Annotated in this window: 13 protein-coding genes; 4 read left to right on the top strand and 9 right to left on the bottom strand. The window is 71.4% G+C overall.

The features are described 5' to 3' along the window. Positions 1-25 precede the first annotated feature (25 nt). The gene (locus SROS_RS29060) at positions 26-2,908 is read left to right on the top strand and encodes an ATP-binding protein (protein ID WP_012892495.1); all 2,883 of its coding nucleotides are present in this window, start codon (positions 26-28) and stop codon (positions 2,906-2,908) included. Positions 2,909-3,099: 191 nt separating this feature from the next. On the opposite strand, the gene SROS_RS29065 is transcribed toward SROS_RS29060, so the two are convergent. Further along, complete coding sequence (locus tag SROS_RS29065; RefSeq protein ID WP_148269238.1) at positions 3,100-4,392, bottom strand: serine hydrolase domain-containing protein; 1,293 nt, start codon at positions 4,390-4,392, stop codon at positions 3,100-3,102. Between the two features lie 359 nt (positions 4,393-4,751). On the opposite strand from SROS_RS29065, the gene SROS_RS29070 reads away from it, so the two are divergent. Further along, a complete protein-coding gene (locus SROS_RS29070; protein WP_012892497.1) occupies positions 4,752-5,111 on the top strand; it encodes a DUF488 domain-containing protein in 360 nt (119 codons plus the stop codon). A gap of 43 nt (positions 5,112-5,154) precedes the next feature. Here the strand turns inward: SROS_RS29070 and SROS_RS29075 are convergent, their stop codons facing one another. Continuing rightward, the gene (locus SROS_RS29075) at positions 5,155-5,427 is read right to left on the bottom strand and encodes a cation:proton antiporter regulatory subunit (RefSeq protein ID WP_012892498.1); all 273 of its coding nucleotides are present in this window, start codon (positions 5,425-5,427) and stop codon (positions 5,155-5,157) included. A gap of 269 nt (positions 5,428-5,696) precedes the next feature. On the opposite strand from SROS_RS29075, the gene SROS_RS29080 reads away from it, so the two are divergent. Further along, positions 5,697-6,713: a sensor histidine kinase gene (locus SROS_RS29080; RefSeq protein ID WP_012892499.1), complete on the top strand. Its 1,017-nt coding sequence runs from the start codon at positions 5,697-5,699 to the stop codon at positions 6,711-6,713. Between the two features lie 5 nt (positions 6,714-6,718). After that, on the top strand, positions 6,719-7,375 hold the full coding sequence (locus SROS_RS29085) for a response regulator (protein WP_012892500.1): 657 nt from the start codon (positions 6,719-6,721) through the stop codon (positions 7,373-7,375). A 237-nt stretch (positions 7,376-7,612) separates the two neighbouring features. On the opposite strand, the gene SROS_RS29090 is transcribed toward SROS_RS29085, so the two are convergent. The 7 genes from SROS_RS29090 to whiA form a co-directional block, all read right to left on the bottom strand. Continuing rightward, the gene (locus tag SROS_RS29090; RefSeq protein WP_012892501.1) at positions 7,613-8,782 is read right to left on the bottom strand and encodes a UDP-N-acetylglucosamine--N-acetylmuramyl-(pentapeptide) pyrophosphoryl-undecaprenol N-acetylglucosamine transferase; all 1,170 of its coding nucleotides are present in this window, start codon (positions 8,780-8,782) and stop codon (positions 7,613-7,615) included. A 576-nt stretch (positions 8,783-9,358) separates the two neighbouring features. Beyond that, positions 9,359-9,706 (bottom strand): RNA polymerase-binding protein RbpA, encoded by a 348-nt coding sequence (locus tag SROS_RS29095; protein WP_012892502.1) that lies wholly within the window; start codon positions 9,704-9,706, stop codon positions 9,359-9,361. 95 nt (positions 9,707-9,801) lie between these two features. Then, positions 9,802-10,032, bottom strand: coding sequence for a preprotein translocase subunit SecG (secG, locus tag SROS_RS29100; RefSeq protein WP_012892503.1), 231 nt, complete (start codon positions 10,030-10,032; stop codon positions 9,802-9,804). A gap of 133 nt (positions 10,033-10,165) precedes the next feature. Then, positions 10,166-10,927, bottom strand: a complete 762-nt coding sequence (gene tpiA / locus SROS_RS29105) for a triose-phosphate isomerase (RefSeq protein ID WP_043656970.1) — start codon at positions 10,925-10,927, stop codon at positions 10,166-10,168. Positions 10,928-11,057: 130 nt separating this feature from the next. After that, positions 11,058-12,245, bottom strand: a complete 1,188-nt coding sequence (locus SROS_RS29110; RefSeq protein ID WP_012892505.1) for a phosphoglycerate kinase — start codon at positions 12,243-12,245, stop codon at positions 11,058-11,060. Beyond that, positions 12,245-13,249 (bottom strand): type I glyceraldehyde-3-phosphate dehydrogenase, encoded by a 1,005-nt coding sequence (gene gap, locus SROS_RS29115; protein ID WP_012892506.1) that lies wholly within the window; start codon positions 13,247-13,249, stop codon positions 12,245-12,247. Before gap ends, SROS_RS29110 begins: the two co-directional genes overlap by 1 nt. Before the next feature lie 381 nt (positions 13,250-13,630). Further along, positions 13,631-14,611: a DNA-binding protein WhiA gene (gene whiA, locus SROS_RS29120; protein ID WP_012892507.1), complete on the bottom strand. Its 981-nt coding sequence runs from the start codon at positions 14,609-14,611 to the stop codon at positions 13,631-13,633. Positions 14,612-14,692: the final 81 nt, after the last annotated feature.

The raw sequence follows: 14,692 nt of genomic DNA on the forward strand, positions 1-14,692 counted from the left end.
TATGTGATTACATTACGTAGTGAAGATGGTGAGGCCGGGTTTCGATTTCAGGGTTCTGGGGCCGTTCGAGGTGCTGAGGGACGGCGTTCCCGTGCCGATCCGGGCGGCCAAGCTGCGGACGCTGCTCGTGTCGCTGCTGCTCGACGCCAACGAGGTCGTCCCCGTCGAGACATTGGTGGACCGCCTGTGGGGAGACGACCCGCCCGGCGGGGCCCTGAACACCCTGCAGAACTACGTGATGCGGAGCCGCCGCTCTCTGGGATGCGCCGGGGACGACGGTCCCCTGCTGACCTGCCCGCGGGGATACCTGATCAGAGTCGCCGACGACGGGCTCGATCTGCACCGCTTCGACGCCCTGACACGCCGCGCCAGGGCCGCGGCCACGGCGGACGCCATGGAACAGGCATCGGCGCTGCTGGGGGAGGCGCTGCGGCTGTGGCGCGGGGAACCCCTGCAGGACGTGCAGTCGGAGGCGCTGCGGCGGGAGGTCGCGCCCGCGCTGGCCGAGCGCAGGCTGGACGCGCTCCAGTCACGCATCGAGGCCGACCTGGCGCTGGGCCGCCACGAGGAGGTGGTTCCCGAGTTGCGGAAGCTGACCGCCGGGCATCCGCTCCGGGAGCGGTTCTGGGCGCAGCGGATGCTGGCGCTGTACCGGTCGGGACGCCAGGCCGAGGCCCTGCGGTGCTACCACTCCGTCAGGGAGGTCCTCGTCGAGGAGCTCGGCGTCGATCCGGGCGCAGAGCTGCGGGATCTGCATCGGCGGATCCTGGATGGCGATCCCGCGCTCGCCGTCGCGGGCGGCTCCGGCCACGGCGCGCCGGCGTCCGGAAACCTCCCGGCGGAGATGACGACGTTCGTGGGCAGGGGGCGGCAGCTCGCCGACGCCGGGCGGCTGCTGGAGAGCAGCCGCCTGGTCACGCTGACCGGTGTGGGCGGGGTGGGCAAGACCCGGCTGGCGCTGCGGGTGGCGGCACAGGTGTCCCACGCGTTCCCGGACGGGGTGTGGCTCGCCGACCTCGCCCCGCTGGCCGATCCCGAACTGCTCGACCGGGCGGTGGCCCAGGCGCTCGGAGTCCGCGACCAGTCGGCGCGCCCCTGCGTGGACGTCCTGGCCGGACATCTCCGCGACAGGCGGGCGATGCTGGTGCTGGACAACTGCGAGCACATGGTGGACGCGGCCGCCACGCTGGTGGCCGCACTCCTGCGTGCGGTCCCCGGTCTGCGCGTGCTCGCCACCAGCAGGCAGCGGCTCGGGGTCCAGGGCGAGCACGTCCTGCCGGTGCCTCCCCTCGCCATGCCGCCGGTGACCCCGCCCGCGGGCGAGGACGCCGGGCCGTCGTTGACGCACTACGAGGCGGTGACGCTGCTGGTCGACCGCGCCGCGGCCTCGGCTCCGAACTTCCGGATCACGCGACACAACTGCGGCGTCGTCGCGCAGTTGTGCGGGCGGCTGGACGGCATCCCTCTGGCGATCGAGCTGGCGGCGGTCCGGCTGGGCACACTCTCCGCGGAGGAGATCCTCGACCGGCTCGACGACCGGTTCCAGCTGCTGGCCGACAACGGTGCCCAGGGCGCTCCCCGCCACCACCGCACCCTGCGAGGCGTCGTCAGCTGGAGCCACGACCTGTGCACCGAGCACGAGCGGCTGCTATGGGCGCGACTGTCGGTCTTCTCCGGCGGGTTCGACCTGGAAGCGGCCGAGGCGGTGTGCTCGGGCGCGGGCATCGACCGCCAGGACGTCATGGACGTCTTGGCGGGATTGGCGCACAAGTCGATCCTGATCGTGGGCACCCTTGGCGGCAGGACGCGTTACAGCCTGCTGGAGACCATCCGCCAGTACGGCAGGCAACGGCTTGTCGACCTCGGTCAGGACACCGTGGTGCGACGGCGCCACCGTGACCACTACCGGAGCATGGCCGCACAGGCCGCGGCCGACTGGTGCAGCCCCCGCGAGGTCGAGTGGCTGTCCCGGCTCCGGCGGGAACTGCCGAATCTGCGGGCGGCACTGGACTTCTGCGCCACGGAGCCGGGCGAGGCCCAGAGCGGACTGGAGATCGCCGTCAACCTCACCCGGACCCGATGCTGGTTCTTCAGCAGCACCATCGGCGAGGGCCGCCACTGGCTGGAGCGCGGGCTCGCCCTGTCTCCGTGCCCGCCGGACCCGCTCCAGGTCGGCGCAGTGGCCCTCGTCGCCTGGATCGCCCTCTGCCAGGGCGACAGGCAGGGCGCCGACGGCCTCCTGGCCCGCTGCCGCCACCTGGCCTCGCGGCTCCCCGGTGACGATGTCCCCGCCGCCGTCACCTACATCGAGGGTGCCCACGCGCTGCTCGTCCACGGGGACCCACGGGCCATCTCCCTGCTGGCACAGGCGAGAGACCGTTTCCTCAGAGCCGGCGCGACCGGTGACGCCCACATGGCCACGATGCTCTGGGCCATGGCCTCCGCCTTCCTCGGGGACCGGGACACCGCGGTCGCCGCCTGTGGCGAATACCTGGCCGACGCCGAAGCACGCGGCGGGGCCTGGGCCCACTCCTGGGCACTGTGGGAGCTCGGTCTCACGGAACTGCGGCACGGCGACCCCGTACGGGCCGCCGCCCTGTTCCGCGACTGCCTGCGCCACCAGCACGACATCGACGATCGCTGGGGACCCGTGTGGGGGCTTGAGACGCTCGCCTGGACCATCGCCGCCGCCGGTCACCACGGCCACGCCGCCGAGCTGCTCGGCGCCGCGCACCAGTTGCGGCGCACGACCGGTGTGGCGCTCACCGGCCTGCGGCCGTTTCACGACGCCCACGCCGAGGCCGACCGCCTGGTGCGGCGCGCGCTTGGTGAACAGGCCTACGCCACCGCCTTCGAGCGGGGGGCCAGGACCGAGGATGTCATCGACCTCGCGTGCATGGCACCGTGACGTTCCGGAGCTCCGGGGACCCCCGGGACACGTGATCGGCGGGCGGGATGGACATCGGGGGATCCCCTGTTCCGGCCGCGAGACGGCCTGCGGCGTGTCCGGAGGGCGGAGCCTGCTCCGGCCCCCGCCCTCTGTGGACATGTCGCCGGGGTGCCGGGACCGGAGCCGCCGGAGAGGGCCGGACCCCGCCGTCAGAAGTAGTTCGGGGTGAGGTCGGTGGACGGCCAGGCGGTCACGGTGCCCGTCGCCTTGCCGAGCAGCGGGTCGATCGCGTCGAAGTCGAGCGTGCCCTCCTCCTCGCGGCGGTTGAACACGGCGCAGTAGCTGACGCCGTTCTGTATCCGGGCCAGGAAGCTGAACGTGCCGGGCATCGAGCCGTTGTGCCAGGTGTTGAGCCCGCTGCCGTTCGAGCGCACCCACCAGCCGCCGCCGTACCACGACCCGCCCGCGTTGACCCCGGTCTCGGGCTTGGCGAAGATCTTGGCGATCGAGGCCGCGTTGAGCACGGGGCCGGCGGCGTCGAAGATCATGGCGAACTTCACCATGTCGACGGCGGAGGCCAGCCAGCCGCCGTTGGCGTCCTGGTTGGGCATGTTGAAGCCCCCGTAGGGGTACGGCACGACGGCGCCGGAGGTGTCCACCACCGACTTGGCGGTGTACTTCGATGAGTAGTTCACCTCGCCGGCGGGAGACTCCGCCCTGAGGCTGCGGCCCAGCCGCATCCGGGTGATGCCGACGGGCGCCAGGAGCTTCTGCTTGACGTAGGACTCGTAGCTCATGCCGGAGACCTTCTCGATGATCCGGCCGAGCAGCATGTAGCCGTAGTTGCTGTAGACCATCTTCGAGCCGGGGTCGAAGTCCAGCGGCCGCGCGGTGGCGTAGCGGATGATGTCGGCGTGGCTGATCGGCAGCGGGACGTCCAGCGTGGCGGAGATCGTGTGGTCGATCCAGAGCTGGTCCTTGGACGTGGCGCGGTCCCAGCCGCCCAGGTGCTGCATCAGGCGGAGCACGGTCACCTGTTCCATCCGGGGGTCGGCCTCGGCCGACAGGCCCAGCACCGTGGTGACCGGCGCGGACAGGCTGAGCCTGCCGTCCTGGACCAGCCGCATGATCGCCGCCGAGGTGAGGTGCTTGCTCAGGCTGGCCACCCGGAACAGCGAGGTCGGCTGCACGCGCATGTAGCGGGCTATCCCGCTCCGCACACCGGTGCCCGAGGCGGCGGGGACGGTGTACATGCCGTAGCCGCGCGCCAGCAGGATCTTGCCCTTCCGCGCCACCGCGAGCTGCGCGCAGCTGATCTGGCGCTCGGTGATGTACTTCTTCACCGCGGTGTCGAAGCCCGCCAGCGCCGCGGGGACGACCCCGCTGACGATCGGAGTCGCGGCCGCCCGCGCGGGGCTCGCGCCCAGCGCCAGGGCGGGAACGACTCCGGCGCCCGCCTGCAGAAGGCGGCGGCGGGTAAAGCTGGTCTTGCTGGTTGTCACTTTGGGCCCCCAAGTCACAAACACATCAGGAAGATCCGTATATTACGGACCTTCCTGATATGTCGCACATGGCCTGTCCCATGAGGCGGATGCGCCACCCGGAGAGCCCGGCCTCGGCCGGTGCCGCGAGGTCGAGGGGACGGGCGGCAGGCGCTGACCACCTGGCGCTCCACGGCCGGCGTCCGGTCGGGGACGGTCCCCGGCACCGGACGGCGGGACCGGCCCGCCCGCTCCGGGACCGGCTGTACGGGACGGTACCGGCGGTACGGGACGGTACCGGCGGTACGGGACGGTACCGGCGGTACGGGGCGGGACCGGCCCGGCCGCTTCGGGGCAGGCGGCACGGGTAGGCAGGGGATATGGGGGACATCGTCATCAGGCGGGTGTACGACGCGGAGCCGGGCGAGGGGGCCGCGTTCCTCGTGGACGGGATGTGGCCGCGCGGCGTCCGCAAGGAGGATCTCAAGCTGAACGGGTGGGTCCGCGACGTCGCCCCCTCGCCGGATCTGCGCCGCTGGTTCGGCCATCGCCCGGAGCGGTTCGAGGAGTTCCGTCTCCGCTACCGCCAGGAGCTGGACCGCGCCCCGGACGCCCTGCGCCCGCTGCTGGAGGCCGCACGCAGGGGGTCCGTCACGCTTCTCTACGCGGCCAAGGACACCGAGCACAACAACGCCGTGGTGCTGAGGGACTACCTGCGCGACCGGCTCACGACCGCCTGAGTCCCGCCCGGCGGCCCGCCCCGGGCCGCCGGGCGGCGGCCGGTCACGGCGCCTCCCCTACGATCTCGGCGAACCGGCGTTCGAGGGCGGCGAGCCGGTCGGGGATGGGGCGGCTGTGCAGGATCTCGGCCACCTGGTCGGCTTCGTCGTGCTCCATGGTGATGCACTGCAGCGGCACGTCGAGGTCGGCGGGATCGTAGACGAGGAGCCGGCGGCGGTCGGCGTCGTCCACCAGGACACCGAATCGCTGGCCTCCCCGGGTTACGCAATGGTGCACGGTGCCGGTGCCGGGCACGGTGGTGCGGGTGATGTCCACTTCGCGGACTCCTCCGTTCTTGGGGGCTCGGTGAATCTCTTGGGGGCTCGGTGAATCGGGAACACGCGCCGCGACCGCTCGGCGTCGGCCGCGGCCGGCACGTCCCCTCCTGCGTGCGGCGCCTGTCACCCCAGTCTGGCGGTGGCGCCGCCCCGCCACCATCAGGTCCAGCACCCATTCGGGGCGGGGTAGGACCTGCAGGCGGGGTACGCGACGATGGGAGGCCGCCCCCATGGACAACCGCACTCCACGACGACAAGGCTGGTGAGATGAGCGACCGCACCGACCGGCAGAGCGACGGGCCGCGGGCCGCGCCACGCGCGCGGACCCCCGCGCAAGCGCTGTTCCGGCGGCTGTTCGTGATCAACGGGCTGGTGTTCACGGTCGGCACGCTCGTGCTCGCGCTCTCCCCCGCCACGGTGTCCTCACCGGTGCTGCTGGCCGAGGTGCCGGTCCTGACGGTCGGGCTGGCGCTGATCGTCGCCGCGAACGCGCTGCTGCTGCGCGCCAGCCTTGCCCCGCTCGACGCGCTCGCCGCGCTGATGCAACGTGTCGACCTGCTGCGGAGCGGCGACCGGCTCACCGACAGCGGCAACGGCGATCTCACGCACCTCATCGACACCTTCAACGCGATGCTGGATCGCCTTGAGGCGGAGCGCAGCGCGGCCAGCGCGTACGCGCTGGCCGCCCAGGAGGGTGAGCGGCAGCGCATCGCGCGCGAGCTGCACGACGAGATCGGCCAGAGCCTCACCGTGGTGCTCCTCGGCCTGAAGCGCGCGGCCGACCGGGCGCCCGACGACCTCCGCGAGGAGCTGCACACCGTCCAGGAGACGGTCCGCGCCAGCCTCGACGAGGTACGGCAGGTCGCCCGCCGGCTGCGCCCCGGCGTCCTGGAGGATCTCGGGCTGCAGAGCGCGCTGAGCGCGCTGAGCAGCGACTTCTCAGCGGTCAGCGGGGTGCCGGTCACCCGCAGGGTGGATCCCGGCCTGCCCGCCCTGAGCGGGGACGTCGAGCTCGTCCTCTACAGGATCGCCCAGGAAAGCCTCACCAACGTGGCCAGGCACGCCCACGCCACCCGTGTGGAGCTGTCGCTGACCGCGGGAGCCGGCCACCTGACGCTGCGCATCACCGACGACGGGCGGGGTGGTGCGCTCCAGGAGGGAGCCGGCATCCGCGGCATGCGCGAGCGGGCCCTTCTCATCGGCGCCCGCCTGACCCTCGCCTCCGCGCCCGGCGGCGGCACCGACGTACGCCTGGTCATACCCGACGCGGCGGAACGGAGCTGAACCCGGTGGACACACCCAAGACACGGATCCTGCTGGCCGACGACCACGCTCTGGTCCGCCACGGGCTACGGCTGATCCTCGACGCCGAACCCGATCTCATGGTCGTCGCGGAGGCGGCCGACGGCGCCGAGGCCGTCGAGGCCGCCTCCGCCGATGACGTCGACCTGGCCATCCTGGACATCGCGATGCCGCGCATGACCGGGATCCAGGCGGCCCGGGAGATCTCCCGGCGCTCCCCCGGCATCCGCATCCTGATCCTGTCCATGTACGACAACGAGCAGTACTTCTTCGAGTCGCTCAAGGCGGGCGCCTCGGGATACGTGCTCAAGTCGGTCGCCGACCGTGACCTCCTGGAGGCCTGCCGGGCGGCGATGCGGGGCGAGCCGTTCCTCTATCCCGGCGCGATCACCGCGCTCATCCGTGACTACCTGCAGCGCGTCCGGCAGGGCGAGCGCGTGCCCGAGAGCATCCTGACGCCCCGCGAGGAGGAGGTCGTCAAGCTGATCGCCGAGGGCAACTCCGCCAAGGAGATCGCCGAGACACTGGTCATCAGCGTGAAGACCGTCGATCGGCACCGCGCGAACATCCTGCAGAAGCTCGGCATGCGCGACCGGCTCGATCTGACCCGCTACGCCATCCGCGCCGGCCTCGTCGAGCCGTGAGACCGGGCGCGGTCGTGTTCCGCCGCCGAAACCGCCGCGGTACGGATCTCCGCCGGCCAGGCCCCGGGACGGCACCGGCACGCCGCCACAGCGGTGGCGGCGCGCCGGCCAGAGGTGGCGGCACGAGGACACCGCGGGGGCGCTGAGCGGTTCACCGCCCCGACCGCCCGTCCCCGGCTCGGGCGCGACCGCCCGCCGTACGGCGGGCGCGGGCCGGTCCGGCCGGAGGGCGGCGGATCACCTGGATCCGGCGACGTCCGCCTCCTGGAGGATCACCCGGGCGAGGGCGTCGGCGGCGTCGAGGCGGCCGAGCGACCGGGCGGCCTTGGCCATGGTGACGCGCGCCTGCGGGTCGGCGAGCAGGATGTCGAGTTCCGCGAGGAGCTGGCCGGCCTGGGGCCCGCCTTCGAGGAGCGCCCGGGCCGCCCCCGCCTCGACCAGGTAGCGGGCGTTCTGGCGCTGCTCGTCCCCCGCGGACGGGATCAGGGGGATCAGGACGGACGCCTTGCCCACCGCGGTCAGCTCGGCGAGGGTGCCCGCGCCGCTGCGGGAGACCACGATGTCGGCGGCGGCGAGCACGTGGGCCAGCTCGTCGCCGACGTAGGGCACCGGCTGGTAGCGCCCCGCGAGCTCGCCGGGCAGTCCCGCCGCGGCCCGCGTGAACTGGTCGATCCAGTCGGGACCGCACTGGTGGAGCACCTGCGCGCGGGTGAGCAGCGAGGGCAGGATCTCCTCGATCATGGTGTTGATCTGGCGGCTCCCCTGGGCGCCGCCGGTCACGTAGACGAGGGGCAGCTCGGGCGAGAGACGGAAGTGCCACCGGCCGGACGGGGCGTTGCCGTTCAGCAGGTGGGGCCGGACGGGGTTGCCGGTGACCACGGCCCGCTCCCGCGCCGAGGCGGGCAGGTGCTCGATCGACGACGGGTGGGTGAGCGCGATCCGGGTGGCGAACCGCGCCAGGATGCGGTTGGCCAGGCCGAGCGCGGTGATCTGCTCGTGCATCACGAGCGGACGGCCGAGCATCCGGGAGGCGACCCCCAGCGGCACGCACACGTATCCCCCGGTGGACAGGACCACGTCGGGGCGGTAGCGGGCGGCGATGCCGAACGCCTGCAGGACCCCGACCGGGATCCGGAACATGTCGGCGAGGTTGGTGAGCAGCTCGCGCGGGCTGGGCGAGCGCCGCAGCTTGCCCGCCTTGATCGCCCGGAACGGGATGCCGTGCTCGACGGCGATGCGGGCCTCCAGGCCGGTGGCCGTGCCCACCCAGAGCACGTCGAGGTCGAGCCCGCGGGCGGCGGCCTGCTCGCGGACGGCCGCGACGGTGGTCAGCGCGGGGTAGGTGTGGCCGCCGGTCCCTCCTCCCGTGACAAGCATTCGCAGGGGGCGATGGTTTCCGGCGTTCATCAAATCTCCTTGAGCGTGGATACCCGCGCCCTCGGGCGGGGGAGGAAGCGCGGCGCGGCGGCGCGCGATTCGGTAACGTGTCCGGCGGCGGCGATGACCAAGCCGCCGCTCGCGTGATCGGCAATGCTCTCGCCGCCGGGCCGGCGGAGAGGTGAAACGCCTGTGGAGCTGGTGTAAGACCTCAACGGAGATCCTTCCGGGCGGGCGACTGGCGGTGAAGCGGGAAGTCTCACGGGCGACCGTGGGAACCCCCTCCCTTCAGGGAGGGGAGGAGGTCACATACGTGCGTGTCCTTCCAGGATTGCGATGATCCGTGCGTCTCGGCAGCGCCGAAGCGCTCGACGGCCCCGCGCACGCTACCCGGACTCCCGATGAAGATCCAATTCCTGGCGGGCGCGGTGGTCTCCCGCGGACGGGTGCCGGGTGCCCGCCGGCACGGCCGGGTGCCCGCCGGCACGGCCGGGTCCGGTGCGGCGGGGCCGGGGGCCGGTCCTGCCGGACCGCCGGGGCGGCCTCGCCGGGACATGCCGGAGGCCCCCGTGGACGAGTTCCACGGGGGCCTCCGGCGGGCCGTGCCTAGTAGATCGGACGCGAGGAGGAGCGCAGGCGCTCCAGAGCCTCAGCCAGGATCTGGGCACCGTCCTTGTCGCTGCGACGCTCCTTCACGTAGGCGAGGTGCGTCTTGTAAGGCTCGTTACGCGGCGGCGCGGGCGGGTTGGCCTCGTCCTGACCGGCGGGAAGACCACACCGGGGGCAGTCCCAGAACTCCGGCACGGCCGCGTCGCTGGCGAAACTGGGACGCGTCTCATGCATATTCGCGCACCAGAACGGGACCCTTACACGGGGAGCCGCCTCGCCACGCTCCGCCTCCCCCATCGGGCCCGCGCCGACACGGCTGCCACGGATCGCGTTGCCACTACCCACGGATGAACTCCTCGCTCGATGGCCCCGCCGCTCGGTTGGATGCGGGGGGCTGAACCACTGTCACGCTTCGCAAAAGCCAGGTCAGGGCTTAAGGGTCAGGGCTTGAGAAGCAGGCCCAGCGCGATGATGCACACGAACCAGACAACACCGGTGATGATGGTGAGCCGGTCAAGGTTGCGCTCCACGACCGAGGAGCCTCCGAACGACGACGAGAAACCGCCACCGAACAGATCCGACAGACCTCCGCCCTTGCCCTTGTGAAGCAGCACAAGCAGGATCATCAGCATGCTCGCCAGGATGAGGGCGATGGAGATTCCGATTGTCACCGTTGACCTGTTCCCTATTTACGCGCGGCCCGCGTCCGGGCGCGACCCTTGTACGACGCCTATGGCGTGACGATTCAAACTTGCTCTAAGAGGGTACGACGTGCTGTCAAGTCGTACCCTCCGAACGGCCTACTCAGACGGACATTTCGCCGAAGCGGCAGATCTTCACGAACTCGCCCGGATCCAGACTGGCGCCACCCACCAGCGCACCGTCCACATCGGGCTGGGCCATGATGCCGGCGATGTTGTCAGATTTGACCGAGCCACCGTAAAGGATACGGACAGCGGCGGCCACCTCGCCGTCATACAGCTCGGCGAGTCGGACACGCAGTGCCGAGCAGACCTCCTGCGCGTCGGCCGGAGTGGCCACCTCGCCGGTGCCGATCGCCCAGACCGGCTCATAGGCCAGCACGACGGACCTGGCCTGCTCCGCGGTGACCTTGCGCAACGCCCCGTCGAGCTGCGAGACGCTGTGGGCCACCTGGTCGCCGGCCTGGCGGACCGGCAGGCCCTCCCCCACGCACAGGATCGGCGTGAGCGAGTGCCGGTAGGCCGCCTGTACCTTGGCGTTGACCAGGTCGTCGTCCTCGTGGTGGTACTGCCGGCGCTCGGAGTGCCCGGCCAGGACGAAGGTGCAACCGAGCTTGGCGAGCATCGCCCCGGAGACGTCGCCGGTGTAGGCGCCGCCGTCGTGCTGCGACAGGTCCTGCCCGCCGTACACGATCCGCAGCTTGTCGCCGTCCACCAGGGTCTGCACGCTGCGCAGATCGGTGAACGGTGGCAGAACCGCCACCTCGACCCTGTCGAAGTCCTTGTCGTTCAGTGCGAACGCCAGCTTCTGGGTGTGGGCGATGGCCTCAAGGTGGTTGAGGTTCATCTTCCAGTTGCCGGCCATGAGCGGTTTGCGCGCCGTGGTCACCTGTCGCTCCTCGCTCCTGACGTGCTGACGGAATCGCCGGTCCCTGCCGTGCCTCCGTGCCGGGGGCACGCCAGGGCGGCGTGATGCTCACTGCGTCGGTCCACTCCTATGCCTCCAGCGCGACGAGTCCGGGCAGGGTCTTGCCCTCCAGGTATTCGAGGCTGGCGCCGCCACCGGTGGAGATGTGCGAGAACCCGTCCTCGGGGAGGCCGAGCTTGCGCACGGCCGCGGCCGAGTCACCGCCGCCGACGACGGTGAAGGCCTCCGACTGGACCAACGCCTCGGCGACGGCCCGGGTTCCGCCGGAGAACGCCTCGAACTCGAAGACGCCCATCGGGCCGTTCCAGAACACGGTCCTGGCGTCGGCCAGCTTGCTCGCGAACAGCTCGCGGCTGCGCGGGCCGATGTCGAGCCCCTGCCGATCGGCCGGGATCGCGGTGGCGTCGACCACCTCGTACTCGGCGTCCTCGGCGAACTCGGTGGCCGCCAGCACGTCGACCGGCAGGACGAGCTCCACGCCGCGCTTGGCCGCCTCGTTGAGGAAGCCGCGCACCTGGTCGAGCTGGTCCTTCTGCAGCAGCGACTGGCCCACCTCGTAGCCCTGGGCGGCCAGGAAGGTGTAGGCCATGCCGCCGCCGATGAGCAGCCGGTCGACCTTGGTGAGCAGGTTGCCGATCACGCCGAGCTTGTCGGAGACCTTGGCTCCGCCCAGCACCACGGCGTACGGCCTGGCGAGGTCGTCGGTCAGCTTCTTGAGCACCTCGACCTCGGCCGTGACCAGCCTGCCCGCCGCGTGCGACAGCAGCAGCGGCACGTCGTAGACACTGGCGTGCTTGCGGTGCACGGCGCCGAAGCCGTCACCGACGTAGACCTCCGCCAGGGCGGCCAGCTTCTCGGCGAAGGCCGCCCGCCGGGCGTCGTCCTTGGACTCCTCGCCCGGCTCGAACCGCAGGTTCTCCAGCAGGGCCACCTGGCCGTCCTGGAGGGCGTCCACGACGCCCTGGGCCGACTCCCCGACCACGTCGGTCGCGAAGGCGACCTCGGCGCCCAGCAGCTCGCCCAGCCGCCTCGCCACGGGGGCCAGCGAGTATTTCGGGTTCGGCTCGCCCTTCGGACGCCCCAGGTGGGCGCAGACGACGACGCGCGCGCCCTTGTCGGCGAGCTCCCTGATCGTCGGCACCGAGGCCCGGATGCGTCCGTCGTCGGTGATGACGTCCCCGTCGAGGGGGACGTTGAGGTCGGCGCGGACGAGGACGCGCCGACCCTTCACATCGAGCTCAGACAGATCCTTCATCAGAGGTCGGCGCCGACCAGCTCGATGAGGTCGCCCAGGCGGTTGGAGTAGCCCCACTCGTTGTCGTACCAGCCGACGACCTTGACCTGGTTGCCGATGACCTTGGTCAGGCCCGCGTCGAAGATGCAGGAGGACGGGTCGGTGACGATGTCGGAGGAGACGATCGGGTCCTCGGTGTAGGTCAGGTAACCCTTGAGCGGCCCCTCGGCGGCGGCCTTGAACGCGGCGTTGACCTCCTCGACGCTTGCCTCACGGCTGAGCTCGACGGTCAGGTCGGTGGCCGAGCCGGTGGGGATCGGCACGCGCAGCGCGAAGCCGTCGAGCTTGCCCTTGAGCTCGGGCAGCACCAGGCCGATGGCCTTGGCCGCGCCGGTGGAGGTCGGCACGATGTTCAGCGCGGCGGCACGGGCGCGGCGCAGGTCGCTGTGCGGGCCGTCCTGCAGGTTCTGGTCCTGCGTGTAGGCGTGGATCGTGGTCATCAGGCCCTTCTCGATGCCGAAGGTGTCGTTGAGGACCTTCGCCAGCGGGGCCAGGCAGTTGGTGGTGCACGAGGCGTTGGAGATGATCGTGTGGTTGGCCGGGTCGTACTTGTCGTGGTTGACGCCCATCACGATGGTGACGTCCTCGTTCTTGGCCGGAGCCGAGATGATGACCTTCTTGGCGCCGTTCTCGGCGTGGACCCGGGCCTTGTTGGCGTCGGTGAAGAAGCCGGTGGACTCCACCACGACGTCCACACCCAGGTCGCCCCAGGGCAGCTTGGCGGGGTCGCGCTCGGCGAAGGCCTTGATCGACTTGCCGTCGACGACGATCTCGTCGGCGGTGCTCTTCACCTCGTACGGCAGACGGCCGAGGATGCTGTCGTACTTGAGCAGGTGGGCGAGCGTGGCGTTGTCGGTCAGGTCGTTGACCGCAACGATCTCGATGTCCTTGCCGCTGGCAGCGACCGCACGCCAGAAGTTGCGGCCGATGCGGCCGAATCCGTTGACGCCTACGCGGATGGTCACGGTGCCGATCTCCTCGTACGTCGGTGCGCCGGTCCACCGGACCGGCGACTTGGGGCGGGCTGAAACCTCAACCACGAACCCTATCGGACCCAAATTGGTGTAGACCACTGGCGGGGTGGGGTGTGTTCTTCCTTAACCCATGAGTAGGTATCGCACCGTTCAAGCGAAGTGCCCGAATCGTCACTCCAACCGTCTGCAATACCCGCAGGACCTGCTGTGACACGGGCAAATTCCCGGCGTGGAAGCGGCCCGCCCCGGGTGCCGTCCGGACGGTCCCGCCCGTGGAACGGAGGGAGGCGACCCGGGCCTGCGCGGCCCGGGACCGGAAGGAGACCGGACCGGAGACGCGGGAGCGGGCTCCGCCGGCGGCCGTGCACCCGCCTACGGAGCCAGCATGTCCACCGTGAGGTTCGCCTCGGTGTTGGGGATGCCGATGTCCTGGGCGCGCTTGTCGGCCATGGCGAGCAGGCGGCGGATGCGCCCGGCGATGGCGTCCTTGGTCAGCGGCGGGTCGGCGAGCTGGCCGAGCTCCTCCAGGGACGCCTGCTTGTGCTCGACCCGGAGACGGCCGGCGATCACCAGATGCTCGGGGGCCTCCTCGCCGAGGATCTCCAGGGCCCGCTGGACCCGGGCCCCGGCGGCCACCGCGGCGCGGGCCGAACGGCGCAGGTTGGCGTCGTCGAAGTTGGCCAGGCGGTTGGCCGTCGCCCGGACCTCGCGGCGCATCCGCCGCTCCTCCCAGGCCAGCACGCTGTCGTGGGCGCCCAGCCGGGTCAGCAGCGCGCTGATGGCGTCGCCGTCGCGGACCACGACCCGGTCGACGCCGCGGACCTCACGGGCCTTGGCGTGGATCTTCAGCCGCCGGGCGGACCCGACCAGCGCGAGCGCCGCCTCCGGACCCGGGCAGGTGACCTCCAGCGACATGGAGCGGCCCGGCTCGGTGAGCGAGCCGTGCGCCAGGAAGGCCCCCCGCCAGGCGGCCTCGGCGTCGCAGGTCGCCCCCGCGACGACCTGGCGCGGCAGGCCGCGGACCGGACGGCCGTGGTTGTCGATCAATCCGGTCTGGCGGGCCAGGGCCTCCCCGTCGCGGTAGACCCGCACCACGTAGCGGGAGCCCTTGCGCAGTCCCGCGGGGGCCAGGACGAGCACCTCCGCCTTGTGACCGAACACCTCGCCGATGTCCTTGATGAGCCGCCTGGCCGTGACGTTGGTGTCGAGTTCCGCCTCGATCACGATCCGGCCGCCCACCAGGTGCAGCCCGCTCGCGAACCGCAGGAGCGTCGACACCTCGGCCTTACGGCAGCAAGGCTTCAGGACCGGCAGCCTGCTCAGCTCGTCCTTGACCACACCTGTCATCGCCATGTGCGTTCGTCCTCCCCCATACAGACCTCATGCGGCCCGAGATAAACCAGGCTCACAGAAGTTTCTCGCACTCCTGAGCAC

This window comes from Streptosporangium roseum DSM 43021, assembly GCF_000024865.1.
In the GTDB taxonomy this organism is placed as follows: domain Bacteria; phylum Actinomycetota; class Actinomycetes; order Streptosporangiales; family Streptosporangiaceae; genus Streptosporangium; species Streptosporangium roseum.